This window comes from Streptococcus sp. 2100 (genome assembly GCF_013276335.1).
In the GTDB taxonomy this organism is placed as follows: Bacteria; Bacillota; Bacilli; order Lactobacillales; family Streptococcaceae; genus Streptococcus; species Streptococcus pseudopneumoniae.
In genome coordinates, this window is record NZ_VMKV01000005.1 from 1 (window position 1) to 26,384 (window position 26,384).

Consider the following 26,384-nt stretch of genomic DNA (forward strand, 5'->3'; position numbering starts at 1 on the left):
AACTGACGAAGTCAGTAACTATACATACAGTAAGGCGACGCTGACGTGGTTTGAAGAGATTTTCGAAGAGCATCAACTATTATGCTTTACAAACTAGTGTGGAAGTGGTATACTATAGCTGAAGCTACTAGTAGGTATTACAAAAATAGATTAGAAGGGAGAAGGGATGAAAGAAACTCAACTGTTAAAAGGTGTTCTTGAAGGTTGTGTCTTGGATATGATTGGTCAAAAAGAGCGGTATGGTTATGAGTTGGTTCAGACTTTGCGAGAGGCTGAATTTGATACTATCGTTCCAGGAACTATTTATCCTTTGTTGCAAAAGTTAGAAAAAAATCAATGGATAAGAGGCGACATGCGCCCGTCGCCAGATGGTCCAGATCGGAAGTATTTTTCGCTCACCAAAGAAGGAGAAGAGCGTGTCTCGGTCTTTTGGCAACAATGGGACGATTTGAGTCAAAAAGTAGAAGGGATTAAGAATGGGGGTTAAACCATGAAGAAAATGAAGTATTATGAAGAAACAAACAATTTGTTGCATGAGTTTTCTGAGGACAATCAGCAGTATTTTGAGGAACTGTGGGATAGTTTTAATCTTGCTGGATTTCTCTATGATGAAGACTATCTCAGAGAGCAGATCTATTTGATGATGCTAGATTTCTCAGAAGCAGAACGAGATGGCATGAGTGCAGAGGATTATCTAGGTAAGAATCCTAAAAAATTAATGAAAGAGATGCTCAAGGAAGCACCACGTAGTTCGGTCAAAGAGTCCTTTTTAACACCAATTCTTGTCCTGGCGGTATTACATTACTATCAACTACTAGGCGATTTTTCTAAAGGTCCTCTCTTAACAGTCAATTTGCTCACGTTTTTAGGGCAACTTCTTCTTTTTCTAGTTGGCTTTGGGCTTGTGGCTACAATCTTACGTTGGAGCTTAGTCCAAGATTCTCCTAAAATGAAAATTGGCACCTATATTGTCGTTGGGATTCTTGTCCTTCTAGTTGTTCTGGGATATGTAGGAATAGGAAGTTTTGTACAAGAAGGAGCATTTTATCTTCCTGCTCCCTGGGATAGTTTCCTTGTCTTTACGCTTTCTCTAGTCATCAGTATTTGGAATTGGAAAGAAGCGGTCTTTCGTCCCTTTGTCAGTATGATTGTTGCCTATCTTGTGGTGGGTTCTCTGCTCCGTTATTATGAGTGGATGGGCATTTCAAATGTTTTCCTCACAAAGATTATTCCTTTAGCTGTCCTCTTTATTGGAATTTTTCTCTTGTTCCGTGGGTTTAAGAAGATAAAATGGAGTGAAATATAGTCAAAAAGCCGTTGCAAAGCGGTTTTTTGTTATAATGAAGGAAAGAATGTTAGAAATTAAAGGAGAAAAATTTGATGAGATACATAACTCTTGGTCAAGATGACAAAGAATTATCAGAAATTGTTTTCGGAATGATGAGAATAAAAGATAAGTCTGTCAAAGAAGTTGAAGAGCTTGTAGAAACAGCACTTTCTGTTGGAATCAATGCTTTTGACTTGGCTGATATATATGGTCGTGGTCGTTGTGAAGAACTGTTAGGTCTTGTCCTAAAAAATCGTCCAGATTTAAGAGAAAAGATGTGGATTCAGTCCAAATGTGGCATTCGCATTGAAGAATTTACCTATTTTGATTTTTCTAAGGACTATATTATAAAATCAGTTGACGGTATTTTGCAAAGATTGAAGATTGATCATCTAGATAGCTTGCTTCTTCATCGACCAGATGCTTTGATGGAATCTGACCCAGTAGCAGAAGCCTTTGATCTCCTTTATAAACAAGGTAAGGTTCGAGATTTTGGAGTTTCTAATCAAAATCCTATGATGATGGAGTTGCTTAAAAAAGATGTTAAGCAGCCGTTAGCTGTTAATCAGCTACAATTGAGTGCGGCTTTTACTCCAGGATTCGAATCAGCTTTTCATGTTAATATGGAAGATAGTCAAGCAGCTATGCGAGATGGCAGCATTTTTGAATATTGCCAATTACACGATGTGGTCATTCAAGCATGGTCAGTCTTGCAGTTCGGGTATTTTAAAGGGAATTTTGTTGGAAATGAGAAATTTCAAGCTTTAAATCAAGTACTTGATCGTTTAGCTATTAAATATGGAGTAACCTCTTCAACTATTGCCATTTCTTGGATATTGCGTTATCCAGCAAAAATGCAGGCAGTCGTAGGTACAACAAATCCTAAGCACTTGAGAGAAGTTAGCCGAGCGGCAAACTTTAGCTTAACAAGAAAAGAATGGTATGAAATTTATCTTGCTGCAGGGAATAATTTGCCGTAAGTAGTAGCAGGTTTGAATAACTCACATTCAAAAAGCCGTATAAAGCGGTTTTTTGCTATAATTAAATGAAGAATGTAGAATTAAAGGAGAAAAACATGACATTTGAAGAGATCCTGCCTGGGTTAAAGGCTAAGAGAAAATATGTACGAACTGGTTGGGGAGGTGCGGAAAACTATGTCCAACTCTTTGATACCATCGAGCAAAATGGGCTTGCACTTGAAATGACACCTTATTTCCTAATCAACGTTTCTGGCGAAGGAGAAGGTTTTTCCATGTGGAGCCCGACAGTTTGTGATGTTTTGGCAACGGATTGGGTAGAAGTGCATGACTAAACGTGTACTCATTACAGGAGTGAGTTCAGGGATCGGATTGGCTCAAGCTCGCCTCTTTTTAGAGAAGGGCTATCAAGTTTATGGAGTTGACCAAGGTGAAAAGCCACTCTTAGAGGGTGATTTTCACTTTTTACAGAGAGATTTGACCTTGGACTTGGAACCTATTTTTGACTGGTGCCCTCAGGTGGATGTTTTGTGTAATACTGCTGGAGTTTTGGATCATTACAAACCACTGTTGGAACAAACGGCGCAGGACATTCAAGAGATTTTTGAAATCAACTACATTATTCCAGTAGAGTTGACTCGGTATTATTTGACACAAATGCTGGAAAATAAAAAGGGAATCATCATCAATATATGTTCCATTGCTTCTAGCCTAGCAGGTGGAGGTGGTCACGCCTATACTTCATCCAAGCATGCCTTGGCTGGCTTCACCAAGCAGTTGGCTCTAGACTATGCTGAAGCTGGGATTCAGGTCTTTGGTATCGCTCCAGGAGCAGTCAAGACAGCTATGACCGCTGCGGATTTTGAACCAGGTGGTTTGGCTGACTGGGTGGCTAGTGAAACCCCAATCAAGCGCTGGATTGAGCCAGAGGAAATAGCAGAGCTTAGTCTTTTTTTAGCAAGTGGAAAAGCGAGCGCCATGCAAGGACAAATCTTGACAATAGATGGTGGCTGGTCTTTGAAGTAGGAGGAGTTGGATGGAAATCAAAAAACACTTTGGAGTCTACGCTGTTTGCTTAGAAAATGGGAAGTTACTCTGCATTGAAAAAACGAGAGGCCCTTATCAACATCGGTATGATCTACCTGGAGGCAGTCAGCAACTTGGTGAAGGACTGACGGAAACGCTGACTAGAGAAGTTATGGAAGAGACGGGATTTACTGTTAGAAGCTACTCTAATCCTCGAATCTACGATGTTTTCGTCAGAGAAGAGTTAACAAATTTTATGGTTCACCATGTCATGGCCTTGTATGATGTTGAAATGAATGAGAGTGCACCTCAAGTTACGACTTCGGAAGCTGTGTCTGATGGTGCGAATGATTCACTTGGATATATTTGGATGGATATTCAAGAGATTACAGAAGAAAATGCATCGCCATTAGTCTTGAAGGTTAAGTCTGAATTATTAGGATTTCCAGAACTGGACAAGACTTCTTACATGAATTGGAAGGTGAATGATGAGAAATCAACTTGCCCTTAGTGGCGAAAAAATTCTTGAAAAAATTTATCCTCAACTATTTCACCACGTCGGCATGATTCGTGGGGAATATTTGTTGAGAGAGCTTAATCAAAACATCATATTAGCAAGTTGTCAGCAATTTGTAAAAGATTATCTAGAGACTATCTGCTCCCTGTACTCAGATGAAGAAGTTTGGTATCGTTTTTCTGAATTAACGAATACAGAAGCCAATTGTTTAGTGGGGACTAGAGAGTTTTTTGACGAAGGGCATCCCTTGTTTGGCTATAGAGGAACCAGGCGTTTACTGGCGTGTTTGGATGAATTTCAGGCTGAAGCACATGTCGTTACAGAAGTTTATCAAACCAACCCCAATCTATCTGTTATCTTTCCTTTTGTCAATGATGACGACCAATTAAAACAAGCTATTACAGTATTGCGTCAGCAGGGTTTTACTGGGAAAGTCGGAACGATGATTGAATTACCGTCAGCGTATTTTGACTTATCTAGTATACTGGAAACGGGCATTTCAAAGATTGTAGTTGGAATGAATGATTTGACTTCCTTTGTTTTTGCGACTATGAGAAACAGTCAATGGCATGATATGGAAAGTCCAATAATGTTAGATATGCTAAGAGATATGCAGGATAAAGCAAGAAAGAACAAGATTGATTTTGCTGTAGCAGGCTATCTGAATACTTCTTTCATACAAAAAATGAATCAGTTGGGTATCAAGTGCATTATCCACTACAGTTCTATTCCAGAGATTTTTGATTTAGAGATTGACCATCCAGATCATCTTAAACACATAAAAGAAGAAAGTAAAAAATTACAAAGGAGTACCCATGATACCGCAAGAAATGTGGAATAAATACAAGCAAATCAATCCTTTGATCGGAGATGAAATCGATGCTTGGGCTTTTGGAGTTGAACCAGATCTTTTAGCGGATTTGGTGTTTAAAGGAGAAAAGACAGCAACAGCATCAGCCTATGACCTCTATGTACTAGAAGACGAACCACTTCCCCAAGTAGGGACCTTCGATATCATTTTAGATAGTCAAAATCAGTCTGTCTGCATTGTCGAAATTACAAAGGTTTCTGTTGAACTCTTCAATCAAGTTTCTGCGCAACATGCCTTTAAGGAAGGTGAGGGAGACAAATCACTTGCCTATTGGCGCCAGGTTCATGAGGACTTTTTCACAGACTGTTTGGGTGAAGTAGGGCTGACTTTTACATCTGAAAGCAAGGTTGTTTTAGAAGAATTTCGCAAGGTCTATCCACTGTAGACTATTAGAAGGAAGAAAGTTTTGGAAATCGCTGTCCAATCCTTTTTTTTCAAGCAAAACATGATATAATAAGTTTGTTTGAAGAAGAGCAGCAGCTCTTAAACTTAGAATAGGAGAAAACTATGCAAGCAGTTGAACATTTTATTAAGCAATTTGTTCCTGAACATTATGATTTATTTTTAGATTTGAGTCGTGAGACCAAGACTTTTTCTGGGAAAGTGACCATCACTGGTCAAGCACAGAGTGACCGCATCTCCCTCCACCAAAAAGACTTGGAAATCACCTCTGTAGAAGTTGCAGGTCAAGCTCGTCCATTTACAGTTGACCATGACAATGAAGCCCTTCATATCGAATTGGCTGAGGCTGGTCAAGTTGAATTGGTTCTTGCCTTTTCTGGTAAAATTACAGACAACATGACAGGGATTTACCCTTCTTATTATACAGTTGATGGAGTCAAGAAGGAGGTCTTGTCTACTCAGTTTGAGAGCCATTTTGCGCGCGAAGCTTTCCCATGTGTGGATGAGCCTGAAGCCAAAGCAACTTTTGACCTCTCTCTTCGCTTTGACCAAGCAGAAGGTGAATTGGCCTTGTCAAACATGCCAGAAATCGATGTTGAAAACCGTAAGGAAACAGGTATCTGGAAGTTTGAGACAACACCTCGCATGTCTTCTTACTTGTTGGCCTTTGTTGCTGGTGATTTGCAAGGGGTGACCGCTAAAACTAAAAATGGTACCCTGGTAGGTGTCTACTCAACCAAAGCACATCCACTTTCAAATCTTGATTTCTCACTGGATATCGCTGTTCGCTCTATCGAGTTTTACGAAGATTACTATGGAGTTAAGTATCCAATTCCTCAATCTCTCCACATCGCCCTTCCTGACTTCTCAGCTGGTGCTATGGAAAACTGGGGTCTTGTGACCTACCGTGAAGTTTACTTGGTTGTCGATGAGAACTCTACATTTGCTAGCCGTCAACAAGTTGCCCTTGTTGTGGCCCATGAATTGGCTCACCAATGGTTTGGGAACCTCGTGACTATGAAATGGTGGGATGACCTTTGGCTCAATGAAAGTTTCGCTAATATGATGGAATACGTCTGTGTGGATACCATCGAACCAAGCTGGAATATCTTTGAAGATTTCCAAACAGGTGGAGTACCTCTTGCTCTTGAACGTGACGCTACTGATGGCGTTCAGTCTGTCCACGTCGAAGTTAAACATCCAGATGAAATCAATACACTCTTTGACGGCGCTATCGTCTATGCCAAAGGAAGCCGTCTCATGCACATGCTTCGCCGTTGGCTAGGAGATGCTGATTTTGCTAAAGGTTTGCATGCCTACTTTGAAAAACACCAATACAGCAACACCATTGGTAGTGACCTTTGGGATGCCCTTGGTCAAGCGTCAGGACGTGATGTCGCAGCCTTCATGGATTCTTGGTTGGAACAGCCTGGTTACCCAGTTCTTACTGTCAAAGTTGAAAATGATGTCTTGAAGATTTCACAAAAACAATTCTTCATCGGTGAGAACGAAGACAAGAACCGTCTCTGGGTGGTGCCCCTCAATAGCAACTGGAAAGGTTTACCTGATACACTTGAAACTGAAAGTATCGAAATCCCAGGCTACGCAGCTCTTCTTGCTGAAAATGAAGGAGCTCTTCGTCTCAACACTGAAAATACAGCCCACTACATTACAGGCTATCAAGGAGACTTGTTAGATGCTGTTCTTTCTGACCTAGTTGATCTTGATAACACAAGCAAATTGCAAATCGTCCAAGAACGTCGTTTGCTTGCTGAAGCAGGACACATTTCTTATGCAGACTTGCTCCCAGTCCTTGATAAACTTGCTAAAGAAGAATCTTACCTTGTCGTTTCAGCTGTTTCTCAAGTAATTTCTGCCCTTGAGCGCTTTATCGATGAAGGAACAGAAGCTGAAAGAGCCTTCAAAGCCTTGGTTGCTAAATTGGCTCGTCACAACTATAACCGTCTTGGTTTTGAAGCTAAAGACGGAGAATCAGATGAGGATGAATTGGTTCGTCAGTTGGCTGTTTCGATGATGATTCGCTCAAATGATGCAGAAGCTAGTCAAGTCGCTAGCCAAATCTTCGCGGCTCACAAGGAGAATCTTGCAGGACTTCCAGCAGCTATTCGCTCACAAGTTCTGATCAATGAGATGAAACATCATGAGACTAAAGACTTGTTAGCACTTTATCTTGATACTTATACTCATGCAACAGATGCTGTCTTTAAACGTCAGTTGGCATCTGCTCTTGCCTATAGTAAAGATGCGGACAATATCCAAACCTTGATTGCTGCTTGGAAGGACAAATTTGTGGTGAAACCACAGGACTTGTCTGCTTGGTATTACCAATTCCTAGCTCATCAAGCAACTCAGAAAACAGCTTGGTCTTGGGCGCGTGAAAACTGGGCTTGGATTAAGGCAGCCCTTGGTGGAGATATGAGCTTTGATAGCTTTGTTATCCTTCCTGCTCATGTATTTAAGACTCAGCAACGCTTGGCGGAATACAAGGAGTTCTTTGAGCCGCAACTTTCTGACCTTGCTCTTAGCCGTAACATCGGTATGGGAATCAAGGAAATTGCAGCGCGTGTTGACTTGATTAGCCGTGAAAAAGCTGCAGTCGAAGCAGTTGTTCTTCAATACGGAAATGCATAAATAAGACTAAAATAAAAAGAAAACTCAGCTATCTCATGTAAAATGCAGAGAGTTGAGTTTTTTTTAAGGCAAATTTGGTATAATAGTTTTAATAAGGAGGAGTTTCTCATGATAAAAATCTTATTGGTTGAGGATGACCTAGGCCTGTCAAATTCAGTATTTGACTTTTTAGACGATTTTGCGGATGTTATGCAGGTATTTGATGGGGAAGAAGGTCTCTACGAAGCTGAGAGTGGTGTCTATGACTTGATTTTGCTCGATTTGATGTTGCCAGAAAAAAATGGTTTCCAAGTCTTAAAAGAATTGCGTGAAAAGGGAATTACGACACCAGTTCTGATCATGACCGCCAAGGAAAGTTTGGATGACAAGGGACATGGATTTGAACTTGGAGCGGATGATTATCTGACCAAGCCTTTCTACCTAGAAGAACTCAAAATGCGGATTCAGGCCCTTCTCAAACGTTCAGGGAAGTTTAATGAAAACACCTTGACTTATGGGAATATCGTGGTTAATTTATCAACCAATACCGTTAAAGTTGAAGATACTCCTGTCGAATTGCTGGGGAAAGAGTTCGATTTACTAGTTTATTTCCTTCAAAATCAAAATGTTATTTTGCCTAAGACGCAGATTTTTGATCGTCTATGGGGATTTGATAGTGACACAACGATTTCAGTTGTCGAAGTTTATGTTTCAAAAGTCCGTAAGAAATTAAAGGGAACCACTTTTGCAGAGAATTTGCAAACCTTGCGCAGTGTTGGGTATATTTTAAAAGATGTTCAGTAAACTAAAAAAAACATGGTATGCGGATGATTTTAGTTATTTTATCCGCAACTTTGGTGTCTTCACTCTGATTTTCTCTACCATGACTCTGATTATTTTACAGGTCATGCACTCGAGTCTCTATACTTCAGTGGATGATAAGCTCCATGGACTAAGTGAAAATCCTCAAGCAGTTATTCAACTGGCAGTGAATAGGGCAACAGAAGAGATTAAAGATTTAGAAAATGCTAGGGCGGACGCTAGTAAAGTAGAAATAAAACCTAATGTCAGTTCCAATACGGAAGTCATTCTCTTTGATAAGGACTTTACTCAACTTCTTTCTGGAAATCGATTTTTGGGCTTGGATAAGATTAGGTTAGAGAAAAAAGAACTAGGCCATATCTACCAGATTCAGGTTTTTAATAGCTATGGGCAGGAAGAAATCTATCGCATGATTTTGATGGAAACCAATATCAGTTCGGTTTCAACCAATATCAAGTATGCTGCTGTCTTGATAAATACCAGTCAGTTGGAGCAGGCCAGTCAAAAGCATGAGCAATTGATTGTCGTTGTGATGGTAAGTTTCTGGATTTTGTCTTTGCTTGCAAGTCTTTATCTAGCTCGGGTTAGTGTTCGACCCCTGCTTGAGAGCATGCAGAAGCAGCAGTCCTTTGTGGAAAATGCCAGTCATGAGTTACGGACTCCACTTGCAGTTTTGCAAAATCGCTTAGAGACCCTTTTCCGTAAGCCAGAAGCTACCATTATGGATGTGAGCGAAAGTATTGCATCGAGTTTGGAAGAAGTCCGAAATATGCGTTTTTTGACGACAAACTTGCTGAACTTAGCTCGGAGAGATGATGGGATTAAGCCGGAGCTTGCAGAAGTTCCAACTAGTTTTTTCAATACGACTTTCACAAACTATGAGATGATTGCTTCGGAAAATGATCGTGTCTTCCGTTTTGAAAATCGTATCCATCGTCCGATTGTCACAGACCAGCTTCTCTTGAAGCAGTTGATGACTATCCTATTTGATAATGCTGTCAAGTATACTGAAGAGGATGGTGAAATTGATTTTCTTATCTCGGCGACCGATCGTAATCTGTATTTACTGGTTTCTGATAATGGAGTCGGTATTTCGACAGAAGATAAAAAGAAAATTTTTGATCGTTTTTATCGAGTGGACAAGGCTAGAACTCGTCAAAAAGGTGGTTTCGGTTTAGGATTATCTCTGGCCAAGCAAATTGTAGATGCGCTTAAAGGAACCATTACTGTTAAAGATAATAAACCCAAGGGAACAATCTTTGAAGTGAAGATTGCCATCCACACACCATCGAAAAAGAAAAAATAAAAAGAGTCTGGGGCAAAAGTCTAACCTTAAATATAAAAAGCGAACAAAACAAGTTATCTGACACTCAGAATTCTGTTTTGTTCGCTTTTTTGTCTAATCTATCGATTTTAAAAACTTATAATAAAGAATTCCTAAAATCAAAATCCTTTTGTCCCAGACTCTTTTGGATTTATTTTCTACGTTTTCGTTTGATAATAGACCGTTGAACTTTTAAAACAAGTAAGCTGGATCCGATTGCTGCGGCAAAGGCAAGAGCAGTTGATAATTTTAATGCTAAAAAGATAAAACTAAAGATAGCAATACAGATACAAAAAACAGCGATATTAACAAAAAATAAAATTTCTTTGAGATTGCTATCAGCTTGTGCTTCAGGTGCATAAGCTTGATAATGAGGAAGTTGCTGGTTTAATTCTTCTTGATAGTCTACCTCATAGGATTGTAATTTTCTTACGGGCATGATTCTCTCCTTAACAGTACATACCTATTTTATCATTTTTTCGGCAGAGAATTATTACAGAAAGGTTACAAAAAGAATAAAGTCCCTTTTCATTTTCAAAGCATGGCTGATTTGCTAGAAATGTGGTATAGTTTTTCCTATGGAAAAGATTATCATTACAGCAACTGCTGAAAATATTGAACAAGTTAAACAATTGCTTGAGGCTGGCGTAGACCGTATCTATGTCGGTGAGAAAGATTTTGGCCTTCGTCTGCCAACAACCTTTAGTCATGACCAATTGCGTGAAATCGCTAAGCTGGTTCATGATGCTGATAAGGAATTGCTCGTTGCGGTCAATGCTCTCATGCACCAAGATATGATGGACCTTATCAAGCCTTTCTTAGACTTCTTGGAAGAAATCAAGACAGACTATATTACGATTGGGGATGCAGGCGTCTTTTACGTAGTTAACCGCGATGGTTATTCATTTAAGACCATCTACGATGCTTCAACCATGGTAACTAGCAGTCGTCAGATTAACTTCTGGGGACAAAAGGCTGGCGCATCTGAGGCTGTTTTGGCGCGTGAAATTCCATCAGCTGAACTTTTCAAAATGCCAGAGATTTTGGAAATTCCTGCTGAAGTTTTGGTTTACGGTGCTAGCGTCATCCATCATTCTAAACGTCCACTCTTGCAAAACTACTATAACTTTACACATATCGATGATGAAAAGACGCATAAACGTGACCTCTTCTTGGCTGAGCCAAGTGATCCAGAGAGCCACTATTCCATTTTTGAAGATAATCATGGGACCCATATCTTTGCCAACAATGACCTTGATTTGATGATCAAATTAACAGAATTGGTGGAGCATGGCTTTACTCACTGGAAATTAGAAGGTCTCTATACACCTGGTCAGAACTTTGTTGAGATTGCAAAACTCTTTATCCAAGCGCGTAGCTTGATCCAAGAGGGCAACTTTAGTCATGACCAAGCCTTCTTGCTGGATGAAGAAGTGCGCAAGTTACATCCTAAAAACCGTTTCCTTGATACAGGATTTTATGATTACGATCCTGACATGGTTAAATAAAGTAAATGATTCGTTGAGAGAAGGAAGATGCAAATATTTCTTCTCTCAATTTTTCTTATTCTCCAATATTTTCAAAAAAATCAGCAGGCTAGGATGCTCTGTTTGCTGGGATTTTTAACACAAGTAACCTTCTTGAGTTTGAAAATTATCACATGTTTGCAGGTGCCAAATGGCCCTTTTTTTGGTATAATTTTTTATAATGAAAACGATTGGTAATCGCTATGTTGTGGTGGATTTAGAGGCAACTAGCACAGGTAGTAAGGCTAAAATTATCCAAGTGGGAATTGTCGTGATTGAGGACGGAAAAATCGTTGATCACTATACGACGGATGTCAATCCACATGAACCCTTGGATGCTCATATCAAAGAACTGACAGGATTGACAGACCAACGTCTGGCGCAAGCACCTGATTTTTCGCAAGTTGCTAGAAAAATCTTTGACTTGGTAGAGGATGGGATTTTTGTAGCCCACAATGTTCAGTTTGATGCCAATCTTTTGGCGGAAAATTTATTTTTTGAAGGTTATGAGCTAAGAAATCCTCGTGTTGATACGGTCGAATTGGCTCAGGTCTTTTTCCCTGAACTGGAAAAATATAGTTTGCCGATATTGTGCCGAGAATTAGGAATTCCTCTTAAACACGCACACACAGCCCTTTCAGATGCCCAAGCTACAGCAGAATTACTTCTTTTTTTACGGGAAAAGATGACCCAGCTTCCTAAAGGACTCTTGGAACGCTTGCTGGAAATGGCTGACGCCCTCCTATATGAGTCCTACCTGGTTATTGAAGAAATTTATCGCAGCCAATCTATTCTGAGTTCTTCAGATTTGGTCCAAGTTCAAGGACTGTATTTCAAGAAAACTGCAGATTCCATGGAGTCACGAAAACTATCTCAAGATTTTTCTAAAAATATTTCTCTGTTGAATCTTGAAGTGAGGGAGGAGCAAGAGAGTTTTGCTAAAGAAGTCGGTTTGTTATTGAAGGATGAGCCTATATCATTAATTCAAGCGCCGACAGGAATTGGGAAAACATATGGCTATCTCTTACCCGCTTTGTCCCAAGTGGAAAATCGTCAGATTGTCCTTAGCGTTCCGACAAAGATTCTTCAAAATCAAATCATGGAAGAAGAAGGTAAACGTCTCAAGGAAGTGTTCCATATAGATATTCGTAGTTTAAAGGGGCCTCAAAATTATTTGAAGTTGGATGCCTTTTATCGTTCCTTGCAGGAAAATGATGAAAATCGCTTATTTAGACGCTTTAAAATGCAAGTCTTGGTCTGGCTGACAGAGACAGAAACGGGGGATTTGGATGAAATTGGTCAACTCTACCGTTACCAACATTTTCTAACAGATCTTCGTCATGACGGGAATTTATCATCTCAAAGCTTATTTGTGACGGAAGATTTTTGGAAACGTAGTCAAGAAAGAGCACAAACCTGCAAGCTTTTAGTGACCAATCATGCCTATCTTGTAACCAGACTTGAAGATAATCCTGAATTTGTCAGTGACCGTTTACTGATTATCGATGAAGTTCAAAAAGTTTTGTTGGCTTTAGAAAATCTGCTTCAAGAGACCTACGATATCCAGTCTATTATCGATTTGCTTGATAAGGCCTTACTGGAGGAGCAAAATAAGGTCCAGCAACGAATACTAGAAAGTATTCGCTTTGAGTGCTTCTACTTGATAGAACAATTTCAGTCTGGTAAATCTAGGAAAAATATCTTAGATTCTCTAGCCAATCTCCATCAGTATTTTTTAGAATTAGAAGTAGAAGGCTTTGAGGAGCTGGTCCGCTATTTTACAGCTGACCGAGATTACTGGCTTGAAGCAACTGAAACGAGTCAAAAGAAAATTCAGATTTCTTCTACAAAATCTGGCCGTATTCTTCTGTCCTCTTTAATACCTGAGAGTTGTCAAGTCTTGGGAGTGTCGGCTACTCTTGAGATTAGTCAGAGAGTTTCTTTGGCAGACCTGTTAGGCTATCCTGAAGCCAAATTTCTTAAGATTGAAGCTCGTAGAAAACAGGACCAAGAAGTGGTCTTGGTCAAAGATTTCCCTCTGGTGACAGAAACTTCCTTAGAAGTCTATGCCAAAGAGGTAGCTGATTTACTAGTGGAAATTCAAGCTTTCCAGCAACCGATTTTGGTTCTCTTTACCGCTAAAGATATTCTTCTAGCAGTTTCAGACATACTTCCTGTAAGCCATCTGGCTCAGTATAAAAATGGGGATGTTCATCAGCTAAAGAAGCGCTTTGAAAAAGGAGAACAACAAATCTTGCTTGGTGCAGCAAGTTTCTGGGAGGGAGTTGATTTTTCAAGTCATCCTTTTGTGATTCAAGTTGTACCAAGACTTCCTTTCCAAAATCCCCAAGAGCCCTTGACGAAAAAGATCAATCAGGAACTAATTCAAGAAGGGAAAAATGCCTTTTATGATTATCAATTGCCAATGGCCATTATTCGTTTAAAACAGGCTTTGGGAAGAAGTATGAGACGCGAACACCAACGTTCTTTAACTCTTATTTTGGATAGGAGAATTGTCGGAAAACGATATGGTAAGCAAATAGTGACTTCTCTAGCAAAAGAAGCGACTGTTAAAACCGTCTCTCGATCCGAAGTTGATGAAGCTGTTGATAAATTTTTAAATGAACTTTGATAAATAGTATTGTATGAAAGTATAAGGTTAGTGTATATGAAACGTTCTCTCGACTCAAGAGTCGATTATAGTTTGCTCTTGCCAGTATTTTTTCTACTGGTTATTGGCGTGGTGGCTATCTATATAGCTGTTAGTCATGATTATCCAAACAATATTCTGCCCATTTTAGGGCAGCAGGTCGCCTGGATTGCCTTGGGGCTTGTGATTGGTTTTGTGGTCATGCTCTTTAATACAGAATTTCTTTGGAAAGTAACCCCCTTTCTGTATATTTTAGGCTTGGGACTCATGGTCTTGCCAATTGTCTTTTATAATCCAAGCCTAGTTGCATCAACGGGTGCCAAAAACTGGGTATCGGTAAATGGTGTTACCTTGTTCCAGCCGTCAGAATTTATGAAGATATCCTATATCCTCATGTTGGCTCGTGTCATTGTCCAGTTTACCAAAAAACATAAGGAATGGAGACGCACGGTTCCGCTGGACTTTTTGTTAATTTTTTGGATGATTCTCTTTACTATTCCAGTCCTAGTTCTTTTAGCACTTCAAAGTGACTTAGGGACGGCTTTGGTTTTTGTAGCCATTTTCTCAGGAATCGTTTTATTATCAGGGGTTTCTTGGAAAATTATTATCCCAGTATTTGTGACTGCTGTAACAGGAGTTGCTGGTTTCTTAGCCATCTTTATTAGCAAGGACGGACGAGCTTTTCTTCACCAGATTGGAATGCCGACCTACCAAATCAATCGGATTTTGGCTTGGCTCAATCCCTTTGAGTTTGCCCAAACAACGACTTACCAGCAGGCTCAAGGGCAGATTGCCATTGGGAGCGGTGGTTTATTTGGCCAAGGTTTTAATACTTCAAATCTGCTTATTCCAGTTCGTGAGTCAGATATGATTTTCACGGTCATTGCAGAAGATTTTGGCTTTATTGGCTCTGTCCTGGTTATTGTCCTTTACCTCATGTTGATTTACCGTATGTTGAAGATTACTCTCAAATCAAATAACCAGTTCTACACCTATATTTCCACTGGTTTGATTATGATGTTGCTCTTCCACATTTTTGAAAATATCGGTGCTGTAACGGGCTTGCTTCCTTTGACCGGGATTCCACTGCCTTTCATTTCGCAAGGGGGATCGGCTATTATCAGTAATCTGATTGGTGTTGGTTTGCTTTTATCGATGAGTTACCAGACAAATCTAGCTGAAGAAAAGAGCGGAAAAGTTCCATTCAAGCGGAAAAAGCTTGTATTAAAACAAATCAAATAAGGAGAAAATCATGGTAAAAGTAGCAGTTATGTTAGCTCAGGGCTTTGAAGAAATTGAAGCTTTGACAGTTGTAGATGTCTTGCGTCGTTCAAATATTACTTGTGATATGGTTGGTTTTGAAAAGCAAGTAACGGGTTCGCATGCAATCCAAGTAAGAGCAAATCATGTCTTTGATGGAGATTTATCAGACTATGACATGATTGTTCTTCCTGGCGGTATGCCTGGTTCTGCACATTTGCGCGATAATCAGGCCTTGATTCAAGAGTTGCAAAGATTCGAGCAAGAAGGGAAGAAACTAGCAGCCATTTGTGCGGCACCAATTGCCCTCAATCAAGCAGGGGTATTGAAAAACAAGCAGTACACTTGTTATGATGGTGTTCAAGAGCAAATCCTTGATGGTCACTACGTCAAGGAAACAGTAGTGGTAGATGGTCACTTGACAACCAGTCGAGGTCCCTCGACAGCCCTTGCCTTTGCCTACGAGTTGGTAGAGCAACTAGGAGGAGACGCAGAGACTTTACGAACAGGAATGCTCTATCGAGATGTCTTTGGTAAAAATCAGTAAAACGGGAGTTATTCTCTCGTTTTTTATGTGGAAAAATCAGGGAAATCATCGCTTTTTTCATAAAAAAATGCTATAATGAAGGGTATGAAATATCACGATTATATCTGGGATTTAGGTGGAACTTTACTGGATAATTATGAAATTTCAACAGCTGCATTTGTTGAAACATTGGCACTGTATGGCATTATACAAGACCATGACAGTGTCTATCAAGCTTTAAAGGTTTCTACTGATTTGGCGATTGAGACATTCGCTCCCAATTTAGAGAATTTTTTAGAAAAGTACAAGGAAAATGAAGCCAGAGAGCTTGAACACCCGATTTTATTTGAAGGAGTTTTTGACCTATTGGAAGACATTTCAAATCAAGGTGGCCGTCATTTTTTGGTCTCTCATCGAAATAATCAGGTTTTGGAAATTTTAGAAAAAACCTCTATAGCAGCTTATTTTACAGAAGTGGTGACTTCTAGCTCAGGCTTTAAGAGAAAGCCAAATCCCGAGTCCGTGCTTTATTTAAGAAAAAAGTATCAGATTAGCTCAGGTCTTGTCATTGGTGATCGACCGATTGATATCGAAGCAGGTCAAGCTGCAGGACTTGATACCCACTTGTTTACCAGTATCGTGAATTTAAGACAAGTATTAGACATGTAAGAAAAAGGAATAAGATGACAGAAGAAATCAAAAATCTGCAGGCACAGGATTATGATGCCAGTCAAATTCAAGTTTTAGAGGGCTTAGAGGCTGTTCGTATGCGTCCAGGGATGTACATTGGATCAACCTCAAAAGAAGGTCTTCACCATCTAGTCTGGGAAATTGTTGATAACTCAATTGACGAGGCCTTGGCAGGATTTGCCAGCCATATTCAAGTTTTTATTGAGCCAGATGATTCGATTACTGTTGTGGATAATGGGCGTGGTATTCCAGTCGATATTCAGGAAAAAACAGGTCGACCTGCCGTTGAGACTGTCTTTACTGTCCTTCACGCTGGAGGAAAATTTGGCGGTGGCGGATACAAGGTTTCAGGTGGTCTTCACGGCGTGGGGTCGTCAGTTGTTAATGCCCTTTCAACTCAATTAGACGTTCATGTTCACAAAAATGGTAAGATTCATTACCAAGAATACCGTCGTGGTCATGTTGTCGCAGATCTTGAAATAGTTGGAGATACGGATAAAACAGGAACAACGGTTCACTTCACACCGGACCCAAAAATCTTCACTGAAACAACAATCTTTGATTTTGATAAATTAAATAAACGGATTCAAGAGTTGGCCTTTCTAAATCGCGGTCTTCAAATTTCAATTACAGATAAGCGTGAAGGTTTGGAACAAACCAAGCATTATCATTATGAAGGTGGGATTGCTAGTTACGTTGAATATATCAACGAGAACAAGGATGTAATCTTTGATACACCAATCTATACAGACGGTGAGATGGATGATATCACAGTTGAGGTAGCCATGCAGTACACAACTGGTTACCATGAAAATGTCATGAGTTTCGCCAATAATATTCATACCCATGAAGGTGGAACGCATGAACAAGGTTTCCGTACAGCCTTGACACGTGTTATCAACGATTATGCTCGTAAGAATAAGTTACTGAAAGACAATGAAGATAATTTAACTGGGGAAGATGTCCGCGAAGGATTAACTGCAGTTATCTCAGTTAAACACCCAAATCCACAGTTTGAAGGACAAACCAAGACCAAATTGGGAAATAGCGAAGTGGTCAAGATTACCAATCGCCTCTTCAGTGAAGCCTTCTCCGATTTCCTCATGGAAAATCCACAGATTGCCAAGCGTATCGTGGAAAAAGGGATTTTGGCTGCCAAGGCTCGTGTGGCTGCCAAGCGTGCGCGTGAAGTCACTCGTAAAAAATCTGGTTTGGAAATTTCCAACCTTCCAGGGAAACTAGCAGACTGTTCTTCTAACAATCCTGCTGAAACAGAACTCTTCATCGTCGAAGGAGACTCAGCTGGTGGATCAGCCAAATCTGGTCGTAACCGTGAGTTTCAGGCTATCCTTCCAATTCGCGGTAAGATTTTGAACGTTGAAAAAGCAAGTATGGATAAGATTCTAGCTAACGAAGAAATTCGTAGTCTTTTCACAGCCATGGGAACAGGATTTGGCGCAGAATTTGATGTTTCGAAAGCCCGTTACCAAAAACTCGTTTTGATGACCGATGCCGATGTCGATGGAGCCCATATTCGTACCCTTCTTTTAACCTTGATTTATCGTTATATGAAACCAATCCTAGAAGCTGGTTATGTTTATATTGCCCAACCACCAATCTATGGTGTCAAGGTTGGAAGCGAGATTAAAGAATATATCCAGCCGGGTGCAGATCAAGAAATCAAACTCCAAGAAGCTTTAGCCCGTTATAGTGAAGGTCGTACCAAACCGACTATTCAGCGTTATAAGGGGCTAGGTGAAATGGACGATCATCAGCTGTGGGAAACAACCATGGATCCCGAACATCGCTTGATGGCTAGAGTTTCTGTAGATGATGCTGCAGAAGCAGATAAAATCTTTGATATGTTGATGGGGGATCGAGTAGAGCCTCGTCGTGAGTTTATCGAAGAAAATGCTGTCTATAGTACACTTGATGTCTAAAAAATAGGGAGAAGTAGTTCCCTTGGTCTAAAAAATATGATATAATCGTTACGATTGTTTCAAGTAAAAAAGGAGTTTGATATGTCTAATGGACAACTAATTTATTTAATGGTTGCAATTGCAGTCATTTTAGTTCTGGCTTATGTAGTAGCAATCTTTCTACGTAAGCGAAACGAGGGGAGATTAGAGGCGCTAGAAGAAAGAAAAGAAGAACTATACAATCTTCCAGTAAATGATGAAGTAGAAGCTGTAAAAAATATGCACTTGATTGGACAAAGTCAAGTGGCTTTCCGTGAATGGAATCAAAAATGGGTCGATTTATCTCTCAACTCTTTTGCCGATATTGAAAATAATCTCTTTGAAGCAGAAGGCTATAACCATTCATTTCGTTTTCTCAAGGCCAGTCATCAAATTGACCAAATTGAGAGTCAAATTACTTTGATTGAAGAAGATATTGCTGAAATTCGCAATGCTTTGGCAGACTTAGAGAAGCAAGAATCTAAAAATAGTGGTCGTGTTCTTCATGCTTTGGATTTATTTGAGGAACTTCAGCATAGAGTTGCTGAAAATTCAGAACAGTATGGTCAAGCCTTGGATGAAATTGAAAAACAATTAGAAAATATCCAATCTGAATTTTCACAATTTGTAACCTTGAATTCATCGGGTGACCCTGTGGAAGCCGCAGTGATTTTGGATAATACAGAAAATCACATTTTGGCCTTAAGTCATATTGTGGATCGTGTTCCAGCCTTGGTTACGACGCTTTCTACAGAATTGCCAGATCAATTACAGGATTTGGAAGCCGGTTATCGTAAACTAATTGATGCTAATTATCATTTTGTTGAAACGGATATTGAAGCACGTTTCCACTTGCTTTATGAAGCATTCAAGAAAAACCAAGAGAATATTCGCCAGTTGGAATTGGATAATGCCGAATATGAGAATGGACAGGCACAAGAGGAAATCAATGCTTTGTATGATATTTTTACTCGAGAAATTGCTGCTCAGAAAGTAGTGGAGAATCTACTTGCAACTCTTCCAACTTACCTTCAACATATGAAAGAGAATAATACTTTATTGGGAGAAGATATTGCACGTTTGAACAAGACCTATTTACTTCCTGAGACAGCTGCAAGCCATGTTCGTCGTATTCAGACAGAATTAGAGAGTTTTGAGGCAGCTATTGTTGAGGTAACTTCAAATCAAGAAGAACCAACCCAAGCTTATTCAGTTCTTGAAGAAAATCTTGAGGATTTACAAACTCAACTAAAAGATATTGAAGATGAGCAAATTTCAGTTAGTGAGCGCCTGACACAAATTGAGAAAGATGATATCAATGCACGTCAAAAGTCCAATGTTTATGTCAATCGTCTCCATACTATCAAGCGATACATGGAAAAACGCAATCTGCCAGGTATTCCACAAACTTTCTTGAAATTATTCTTTACGGCAAGCAATAATACCGAGGATTTAATGGTTGAGTTAGAACAGAAAATGATTAACATTGAATCTGTTACCCGAGTTCTTGAAATTGCAACGAATGATATGGAAGCTTTAGAAATGGAAACTTATAATATTGTACAATATGCAACCTTAACAGAGCAACTCTTGCAATATTCTAACCGCTATCGCTCATTTGATGAACGCATTCAAGAAGCATTTAACGAAGCTTTAGATATTTTTGAAAAAGAATTTGATTATCACGCTTCATTTGACAAGATTTCTCAAGCATTGGAAGTGGCAGAGCCTGGTGTAACCAATCGCTTTGTTACCTCATATGAGAAAACACGTGAAACGATTCGTTTTTAAAAAGCTTAGTTCATTCTAAGCTTTTTTCTTTACTCAAAAGCCATGAGTTTACTTATTTATCATTGAAATTAATGCTTGGTTTTGATATTATTTAAATATGAAGAAAGATAGAACAAAGCGTGGTAGTCACGCTAAAATGGGACGGAGTAAAAGAGTCCAGTGGACTCTTTTAGCCTAAGCTAAATTTTAAAAAGCGAGGGTGGTTGTTTTCTCAAAGTTTTGAAGGAGCTAAAGCAAGAGCTATTATTATGAGCTTGTTGGAAACAGCTAAACGTCATCAATTACATAGCGAGAAATATCTATCCTATCTTCTAGAATGTCTTCCAAACGAGGAAACTCTCGTAAACAAAGAGGTTTTAGAGGCTTATTTACCATGGACTAAAGTTGTACAAGAAAGGTGAAAATAAGAAATCTCCAGATTAGGAACTATCGCTAAGTTCACTAATCTGGAGATTTTTCAATAGACTTCGTTATTGTACGGTTACGTTTGTCACAGTTCCTGAAATGCTTAATTCACGATTATAGTAAAATGAAATAAGAATAGGACAAATCGATCAGGACAGTCAAATCGATTTCTAACAATGTTTTAGAAGTAGAGGTGTACTATTCTAGTTTCAATCTACTATAAAAGCACATGAACTATTCTATGACCGTGATTAGTAAGGTTTTTGCTTAATGAGTAATTGAATGGAAAGTAATTATTTAATAAAGAAATTTAGTCTTGTATTAATCGAGATTAAATTTCTTTATGTTTAAATTACATGAGAAGAGTGATTAATATTACAATTTTGTTACAAAATAAGTTTTTGATAGAATTTTCAGATAATTTAGGATATAATACTTTTAATTTAAATAAAAAGGAGTGATTTTATGGGAGACTGCAAAGATTTTTGTCATAAAAAGTACCAAATAGCAACGATTTTTCTGCTATCGGTCTTTGCATGCAGATTTGCTTCAGTACAGGTTAGTGCTGCTGAGGGGAAATTTGAAACATCCAATCAAGTTACACATGCAGTAATAATTAATAAATTAGATGATTCAAATAAGCTCGCACCGTCAGTCACGGCTGACAAGAATGCTCTAGATTCTTCTTCAAAGAAAAAAACAGAAGCGACAGCGTCAGTAAAACAAGATGATTCTATAGAATATAGAGATAATAAGTCAGACAAGAATGTAATCACACAGAAAGAAAAGACTGCTATAAAAAGTGAAGAGAAGAAGGAAGAATCAGCAGTAGAAAGAAGTTCTTCTTCCGAAAGTTCACAATCACAGTCGTTATCTCAAAGTGGACATAAAGAAAAGCCAAATAGTATCTCCAGTAATGAAATGATTACTGTCCCTAAAACATGGGAAGCAGGACACAAAGGGCAAGGAACTGTAGTCGCTGTTATAGATTCAGGCCTTGATTTGAATCATGAAGTTCTGCGTATTTCTGATCCGTCAAAGGCGAAATTTAAAAATCAGGATGATATCGAAAAAGCTAAAAAAGCTGCCGGTATTGACTATGGAAAATGGTACAGTGACAAGGTAGTATATGCTTATGATTACTTTGATGGAACTGATAATATAAAAGATGCTGAAAAAGAGTCTCATGGAATGCACGTTACTGGTATTGTAGCTGGAAATCCAGTTAATAAAGCCCCGAATTCTGAGAAGGTTTATGGGGTGGCGCCAGAAGCTCAAATTATGTTTATGAGAGTTTTTTCAGATAGAGATAAAACTACAGCCTCTGCCCTCTATGTAAAAGCCGTTGATGACGCAGTTGCGTTAGGTGCGGATGTGATCAATATGAGTTTGGGTGCAGGTGCGGGTTCAACTGTAGATGCGGGTTCAGATATTATTGAAGCAGTAAAAAGAGCACGCACTAAAGGAGTATCTGTTGTTATTGCTGCTGGTAATAGCAATACTTTCGGTAGAGGTTTTTCACAACCATTAGCAGAAAATCCTGATTATGGTCTCGTCGGAAATCCCTCTACAGTAGAAGATTCAATTTCTGTTGCTTCGATTAATAATAAAATTCTAACTACTGAAGTCTTTGAAGTAAAAGGTTTAGAAAATGACGCTACCCTTGATTATGGTAAGTTTGATTTTAATAGACCTGAAACAGAAAAAGATTTTGAAAAAGGGAAAGAATACGAATATGTAGCAACGGGTATTGGTCGTGAAGAAGATTTTGCTAATATTGATGTAAGAGGTAAGTTAGCACTGATTCAACGTGGTAAAATCCATTTCTCTGATAAGATTAAAAATGCTCTTCAACACGGTGCAGCTGGAGTTTTAATTTATAACAACGTTGAAGGTGCAAATGTTAGTATGTCTGTTACAGGTGATGCTAAGAAAATCCCATCTGTCTTTATTTCAAAATATTATGGTGAAATTCTTAAGTCTGGTCAGTATAAAATTGTCTTTAATCACAAGATGGATAATCGTAAATCAGATGTTGCAGACCAATTGTCAGATTTTTCAAGTTGGGGAGTTACAACAGATGGACAATTGAAACCAGATGTTACTGCACCTGGTGGAAATATCTATTCATCATTTAACGACAATAGTTATGGAAGTATAAGTGGAACAAGTATGGCGGCCCCTCATGTAGCTGGTGTCGCAGCATTAGTCAAAGAATATTTAGCAAAGAAACATCCTGAATTATCAGCTAGTCAAATTTCAGAGATTGTAAAAGCTTTAATTATGTCTACTGCAAAACCACATTTTAATAAACAAACTGGAGCCTATACTTCTCCACGTCACCAAGGTGCTGGCGTAGTTGACACGATGGCGGCAACAAGCACAGATCTATTTGTAACAGGTGCAAATAATTATCCAAGTGTTACTCTTGGTAATGTTGGTGATAAATTTACCTTTGAAGTTACAATTCATAATATTTCGGATAAAGACCGAACATTGAAGATGATTGTAAATACAAATACGGACGAAGTTGAAGAAGGAAAATTCACTCTCCGTCCACGAAAACTAACTGAAACAGTTTGGCCCGAAGTAACTGTGAAAGCTCATAGTACGAAGACAGTAACAGTTAGTGTAGATACAAGTAAGTTTACTGAAGAACTTAGCAAAATAATGCCAAATGGTTATTTTCTAGAAGGATTTGTTAGATTTGTCAATCCTGCAGATGATGGTTCTGTTATTGGTTTACCATTTATGGGATTTAAGGGAGAATTCCAAAATCTACCTGCAATTGAAAAACCAATTTATCAATTGATTAAGGAAGGAAACAGTGGATTTTACTCTGAAATTGATAAAGATAATCCAGGAATTTCACCTTCAGACGATGCAACTTATTTAACAAGTTCTGAAAATGATGTAAATGTTTTAAAAGCAGAGCGTCAAGGAAATCGAGTGACTGTACTCGGAGTGAAACAAGATGATGAAGGAAAATACCATCTTCAATTAGATGAAAAGGGTAATGTTCGCCTTGCTATCTCGCCGAACGATGATGGTAATAAAGATTCTGTTCAATTTAAAACTCTTGTCTATAGAAACTTGGTAAATCTTCGTGCAACTGTTTATGATTCTTCGGATACAACACACAGTCAGCCTATTTGGCAAAGTCGTCCAACAGACCTTGTGAAAAATTATTTTGATGGCGATACTAGAAATCCAAGAAGTTACATTGTAGATAAAACAGCTTGGGGAGGACAGGATTCTAATGGAAATCGAGTCTCTGATGGAATTTATGACTATGTTATTAGTTATAAGCCAGATGTCCCTGGAGCTGAAGAACAATACACAATATTTAAAATTCAAATCGATACACAAAAACCTCTGATTACTTCGGGATATATTCGTTCTCAAAAAAATCAAGAACAATTTATAGCTCGTAAACCTCAGGATGTCGGAAATGGCGGAATTCTTCTAGAAAAAGTCTTTTATATTCGTCCTTCTGAAAATAGAGAGGCGGCAGATTCAGAAATCGAACAGTATCAGATTATCAAACAAAATGAAGATGGTAGTTATACACTTCCTAAGAACATTGATAAATCGAAAATCTTCTATTATGTGGAAGACTTTGCGGGAAATGTAGATTTTATATCTCTCAAAGATCTTGTAGGTGAAGAAAATAGTGGTCGTGTAAAAATTGCTATACTAAACAATAAAACCAATGATGAGATTGATACAACTTATGTTTATCGCATTAAAAATAGCGAAGGTCAATATGTAACCGTTGATAAGTCAAAAGATATTAATTTCTTGAAATTTGGGCATTATGTTGCAGAAATTTTTAGCTATGATCGTACAGAGTTGAAATTTGTGAGTGCTCTATCTAAGGAATTTGATTTAACGAAAGAAAATAGTTTTCAAACTATTACCTTCTTGGCTAACAAAATGAAATATGCTCCAGTAACGGTTGGCTTTAATCAAGCTGTTCCTGGAACTACAATGATTACTTTAGTAGGTGAAGACGGTCAGAGTCAAGTCTTGCCAGCTGAAACATATGGTAAACATTCTTATGGTAAGAAAGTGGTTACTGGTGAATATAAAGTTCTTGTAAATCTGTCAAACGGTTATGAATTACTTGATAATCTTCAACCATTTAAAGTTCTGTTTGGTAAAAATAATGTTTTGTCACTTTCAGTTGTTTCTAAGTCAGCTCTGATTGCAGCTTTAAATAAACAAATGGAAGTAGTTAAAACTCCAAGATATTATAATACAAAACAGAATTTAAAAGAGATGTTTGAGCAAAGTGTCAAAGATGCGCAACTAGCATTGGGAAGTAAACTTAACCAAGATAAAATTGACCAAATTGTTAAGGCTTTAGAGTCTGCTATGCAAACATTGGATGGTAAGGAATCTGATATCACATCATTGAAGAATGCCATTAAAGCATATGCTGAGACAGTTAAAAAAGGTAAATATATAAATTCTGATCAAGAACGCAAAGGTCAATATGATCGTGAATTTAAACTCTTGGCATTATTAATTACAAAAGATTTGATAACTCAAGATGAAATTGACCGTCTGTTGACCACTTTCTTGCAAGCTCAAGACCAGCTGAATGGGAAAGAAACAGATTTTATGAGCCTAAAGAATGTTATCGAGGATGAAGTGAAGTTCCAAGAAAAAGATCCAAGATTTTTGACAGCTAGCAAAGAGGAGAAAGATGCATATCATCTTATTTTCAACAAAGCTAAGCTACTTTTGGAAAATGCAGAAGCTAGTCAAGAAGAAATTAATGAAGTAATCAAAGCTCTAAAAGAAACGGTTGTAAAACTTAAGGCTAATAAAGTAGAGATTCCAACCAAACCAGTTGTACCAGTTAAGCCGGTTGATCCAACTAAAGCAGTTGCACCAGTTAATCCAGTTATTCCAGCTAAACCAGTTGTAACGATCAAGCCAGTTTCTCAAGTGCAACCTGTTAAATTAGTAAGTCAAAATAGACAAGTCTCAACTATTAAGCCTTCAATTAGCAATGATAAAATTGAGAAAGCTACATCAATTACAATACATCATTCCAATATAGAAGCTAAGCATGAGAATAAAACACTAGCTGGAAGTGATCAACAAGTGCTTTTAGCTACAGTCATCAAAGAAGGAAAACAGTTACCAGCCACTGGTGAGAATAACATGATTTCTATTATGCTAAGTATTTCTGGAATTTCTCTCTTGTTGTCAGTTATTGGACTTGTAACTTTTTCAAAAAGTGAGTAGAGAATACAAGCTAAATTCCCAAAGTAAGTTCCACCGCTAGTAGAATTGGAAGTTAGTCTGAGAAAAATCATAAAAACCAGTGGAATTCCGTGTCAGGGTAAGTTCCACTGGTTTTACTCATGCTTGATTTCTATAGTAGTATCGTGAGCAAAAGGATTCAAATTATAGTATAGTTGCTTAGTTTCAAACAAGCATGTTATAATAAAGCTATGGCATATAGTACAGATTTTAAACAGCGAGCATTAGATTACATCAAAGAGGGGCACAGCCATGTCGAGGCAGCCAAGGTTTTTGATGTTGGCGTCAGAACTCTCTTCACGTGGGAAAAGAACTTACGTGAACAAGGACACTTAGAGAGGAAAAAGCGAGTCGTCAAAAACCGAAAGATTCCTTTAGAGGAATTGAAATCCTTTGTAGAGGCT

At 38.5% G+C, this 26,384-nt stretch carries 20 protein-coding genes and 2 pseudogenes; 21 read left to right on the top strand and 1 reads right to left on the bottom strand.

Annotated elements, in window-relative coordinates; all coding sequences use genetic code 11:
- Window positions 1-166 precede the first annotated feature (166 nt).
- From HT669_RS00705 to ciaH, 11 genes are all read left to right on the top strand, one after another.
- On the top strand, window positions 167-487 hold the full coding sequence (locus HT669_RS00705) for a PadR family transcriptional regulator (protein ID WP_000665417.1): 321 nt from the start codon (window positions 167-169) through the stop codon (window positions 485-487).
- 3 nt (window positions 488-490) lie between these two features.
- Window positions 491-1,306, top strand: coding sequence for a hypothetical protein (locus HT669_RS00710; protein WP_172933597.1), 816 nt, complete (start codon window positions 491-493; stop codon window positions 1,304-1,306).
- Window positions 1,307-1,380: 74 nt separating this feature from the next.
- Complete coding sequence (locus HT669_RS00715) at window positions 1,381-2,307, top strand: aldo/keto reductase family oxidoreductase (protein WP_101514549.1); 927 nt, start codon at window positions 1,381-1,383, stop codon at window positions 2,305-2,307.
- 95 nt (window positions 2,308-2,402) lie between these two features.
- Window positions 2,403-2,639, top strand: a complete 237-nt coding sequence (locus HT669_RS00720; protein ID WP_000141921.1) for a DUF2829 domain-containing protein — start codon at window positions 2,403-2,405, stop codon at window positions 2,637-2,639.
- A complete protein-coding gene (locus HT669_RS00725) occupies window positions 2,632-3,330 on the top strand; it encodes a 3-oxoacyl-ACP reductase (RefSeq protein ID WP_050111889.1) in 699 nt (232 codons plus the stop codon). Before HT669_RS00720 ends, HT669_RS00725 begins: the two co-directional genes overlap by 8 nt.
- Window positions 3,331-3,340: 10 nt before the next feature.
- Window positions 3,341-3,841, top strand: a complete 501-nt coding sequence (locus HT669_RS00730; protein WP_000403351.1) for an NUDIX hydrolase — start codon at window positions 3,341-3,343, stop codon at window positions 3,839-3,841.
- On the top strand, window positions 3,819-4,688 hold the full coding sequence (locus HT669_RS00735) for a putative PEP-binding protein (protein WP_001245823.1): 870 nt from the start codon (window positions 3,819-3,821) through the stop codon (window positions 4,686-4,688). Before HT669_RS00730 ends, HT669_RS00735 begins: the two co-directional genes overlap by 23 nt.
- The gene (locus HT669_RS00740; protein ID WP_001813258.1) at window positions 4,663-5,103 is read left to right on the top strand and encodes an ASCH domain-containing protein; all 441 of its coding nucleotides are present in this window, start codon (window positions 4,663-4,665) and stop codon (window positions 5,101-5,103) included. Before HT669_RS00735 ends, HT669_RS00740 begins: the two co-directional genes overlap by 26 nt.
- A gap of 122 nt (window positions 5,104-5,225) precedes the next feature.
- Window positions 5,226-7,772: a M1 family metallopeptidase gene (locus HT669_RS00745; protein WP_172933598.1), complete on the top strand. Its 2,547-nt coding sequence runs from the start codon at window positions 5,226-5,228 to the stop codon at window positions 7,770-7,772.
- A 108-nt stretch (window positions 7,773-7,880) separates the two neighbouring features.
- Entirely contained in the window at window positions 7,881-8,555 is a 675-nt protein-coding gene (gene ciaR / locus HT669_RS00750) for a two-component system response regulator CiaR (protein ID WP_000590639.1), read from the top strand.
- Entirely contained in the window at window positions 8,545-9,879 is a 1,335-nt protein-coding gene (gene ciaH, locus HT669_RS00755) for a two-component system sensor histidine kinase CiaH (protein ID WP_023938233.1), read from the top strand. Before ciaR ends, ciaH begins: the two co-directional genes overlap by 11 nt.
- A gap of 169 nt (window positions 9,880-10,048) precedes the next feature.
- On the opposite strand, the gene HT669_RS00760 is transcribed toward ciaH, so the two are convergent.
- Window positions 10,049-10,336, bottom strand: coding sequence for a DUF3270 domain-containing protein (locus tag HT669_RS00760; protein ID WP_023933508.1), 288 nt, complete (start codon window positions 10,334-10,336; stop codon window positions 10,049-10,051).
- 139 nt (window positions 10,337-10,475) lie between these two features.
- On the opposite strand from HT669_RS00760, the gene HT669_RS00765 reads away from it, so the two are divergent.
- The 10 genes and pseudogenes from HT669_RS00765 to HT669_RS00810 all read left to right on the top strand — a co-directional run.
- Entirely contained in the window at window positions 10,476-11,405 is a 930-nt protein-coding gene (locus HT669_RS00765) for a peptidase U32 family protein (RefSeq protein ID WP_172933599.1), read from the top strand.
- Window positions 11,406-11,604: 199 nt separating this feature from the next.
- Complete coding sequence (locus HT669_RS00770; RefSeq protein ID WP_172922706.1) at window positions 11,605-14,055, top strand: bifunctional DnaQ family exonuclease/ATP-dependent helicase; 2,451 nt, start codon at window positions 11,605-11,607, stop codon at window positions 14,053-14,055.
- 36 nt (window positions 14,056-14,091) lie between these two features.
- Window positions 14,092-15,315 carry an FtsW/RodA/SpoVE family cell cycle protein gene (locus HT669_RS00775; protein WP_050208451.1) on the top strand — a complete coding sequence of 408 codons (1,224 nt, stop codon included), beginning with the start codon at window positions 14,092-14,094 and terminating at the stop codon, window positions 15,313-15,315.
- A gap of 10 nt (window positions 15,316-15,325) precedes the next feature.
- Window positions 15,326-15,880 carry a DJ-1 family glyoxalase III gene (locus HT669_RS00780; protein WP_023938224.1) on the top strand — a complete coding sequence of 185 codons (555 nt, stop codon included), beginning with the start codon at window positions 15,326-15,328 and terminating at the stop codon, window positions 15,878-15,880.
- 84 nt (window positions 15,881-15,964) lie between these two features.
- Window positions 15,965-16,528, top strand: a complete 564-nt coding sequence (locus HT669_RS00785) for an HAD family hydrolase (RefSeq protein ID WP_031222428.1) — start codon at window positions 15,965-15,967, stop codon at window positions 16,526-16,528.
- Window positions 16,529-16,542: 14 nt separating this feature from the next.
- On the top strand, window positions 16,543-18,489 hold the full coding sequence (gene gyrB / locus HT669_RS00790; RefSeq protein WP_050208456.1) for a DNA topoisomerase (ATP-hydrolyzing) subunit B: 1,947 nt from the start codon (window positions 16,543-16,545) through the stop codon (window positions 18,487-18,489).
- Between the two features lie 81 nt (window positions 18,490-18,570).
- A complete protein-coding gene (gene ezrA, locus HT669_RS00795; RefSeq protein WP_000064834.1) occupies window positions 18,571-20,298 on the top strand; it encodes a septation ring formation regulator EzrA in 1,728 nt (575 codons plus the stop codon).
- A gap of 191 nt (window positions 20,299-20,489) precedes the next feature.
- A pseudogene (locus HT669_RS00800) lies at window positions 20,490-20,699 on the top strand (transposase domain-containing protein); the annotation flags it as partial.
- Window positions 20,700-21,168: 469 nt separating this feature from the next.
- Entirely contained in the window at window positions 21,169-25,962 is a 4,794-nt protein-coding gene (locus HT669_RS00805; protein ID WP_172933600.1) for a S8 family serine peptidase, read from the top strand.
- A gap of 209 nt (window positions 25,963-26,171) precedes the next feature.
- A pseudogene (locus HT669_RS00810) lies at window positions 26,172-26,384 on the top strand (IS630 family transposase); the annotation flags it as partial.

Coding starts and splice junctions, on each gene's coding strand:
- HT669_RS00705 (WP_000665417.1), top strand. CDS start 167: ATGAAAGAAACTCAACTGTTAAAAGGTGTTCTTGAAGGTTGTGTCTTG.
- HT669_RS00710 (WP_172933597.1), top strand. CDS start 491: ATGAAGAAAATGAAGTATTATGAAGAAACAAACAATTTGTTGCATGAG.
- HT669_RS00715 (WP_101514549.1), top strand. CDS start 1,381: ATGAGATACATAACTCTTGGTCAAGATGACAAAGAATTATCAGAAATT.
- HT669_RS00720 (WP_000141921.1), top strand. CDS start 2,403: ATGACATTTGAAGAGATCCTGCCTGGGTTAAAGGCTAAGAGAAAATAT.
- HT669_RS00725 (WP_050111889.1), top strand. CDS start 2,632: ATGACTAAACGTGTACTCATTACAGGAGTGAGTTCAGGGATCGGATTG.
- HT669_RS00730 (WP_000403351.1), top strand. CDS start 3,341: ATGGAAATCAAAAAACACTTTGGAGTCTACGCTGTTTGCTTAGAAAAT.
- HT669_RS00735 (WP_001245823.1), top strand. CDS start 3,819: ATGAGAAATCAACTTGCCCTTAGTGGCGAAAAAATTCTTGAAAAAATT.
- HT669_RS00740 (WP_001813258.1), top strand. CDS start 4,663: ATGATACCGCAAGAAATGTGGAATAAATACAAGCAAATCAATCCTTTG.
- HT669_RS00745 (WP_172933598.1), top strand. CDS start 5,226: ATGCAAGCAGTTGAACATTTTATTAAGCAATTTGTTCCTGAACATTAT.
- ciaR (WP_000590639.1), top strand. CDS start 7,881: ATGATAAAAATCTTATTGGTTGAGGATGACCTAGGCCTGTCAAATTCA.
- ciaH (WP_023938233.1), top strand. CDS start 8,545: ATGTTCAGTAAACTAAAAAAAACATGGTATGCGGATGATTTTAGTTAT.
- HT669_RS00760 (WP_023933508.1), bottom strand. CDS start 10,336: ATGCCCGTAAGAAAATTACAATCCTATGAGGTAGACTATCAAGAAGAA.
- HT669_RS00765 (WP_172933599.1), top strand. CDS start 10,476: ATGGAAAAGATTATCATTACAGCAACTGCTGAAAATATTGAACAAGTT.
- HT669_RS00770 (WP_172922706.1), top strand. CDS start 11,605: ATGAAAACGATTGGTAATCGCTATGTTGTGGTGGATTTAGAGGCAACT.
- HT669_RS00775 (WP_050208451.1), top strand. CDS start 14,092: ATGAAACGTTCTCTCGACTCAAGAGTCGATTATAGTTTGCTCTTGCCA.
- HT669_RS00780 (WP_023938224.1), top strand. CDS start 15,326: ATGGTAAAAGTAGCAGTTATGTTAGCTCAGGGCTTTGAAGAAATTGAA.
- HT669_RS00785 (WP_031222428.1), top strand. CDS start 15,965: ATGAAATATCACGATTATATCTGGGATTTAGGTGGAACTTTACTGGAT.
- gyrB (WP_050208456.1), top strand. CDS start 16,543: ATGACAGAAGAAATCAAAAATCTGCAGGCACAGGATTATGATGCCAGT.
- ezrA (WP_000064834.1), top strand. CDS start 18,571: ATGTCTAATGGACAACTAATTTATTTAATGGTTGCAATTGCAGTCATT.
- HT669_RS00805 (WP_172933600.1), top strand. CDS start 21,169: ATGGGAGACTGCAAAGATTTTTGTCATAAAAAGTACCAAATAGCAACG.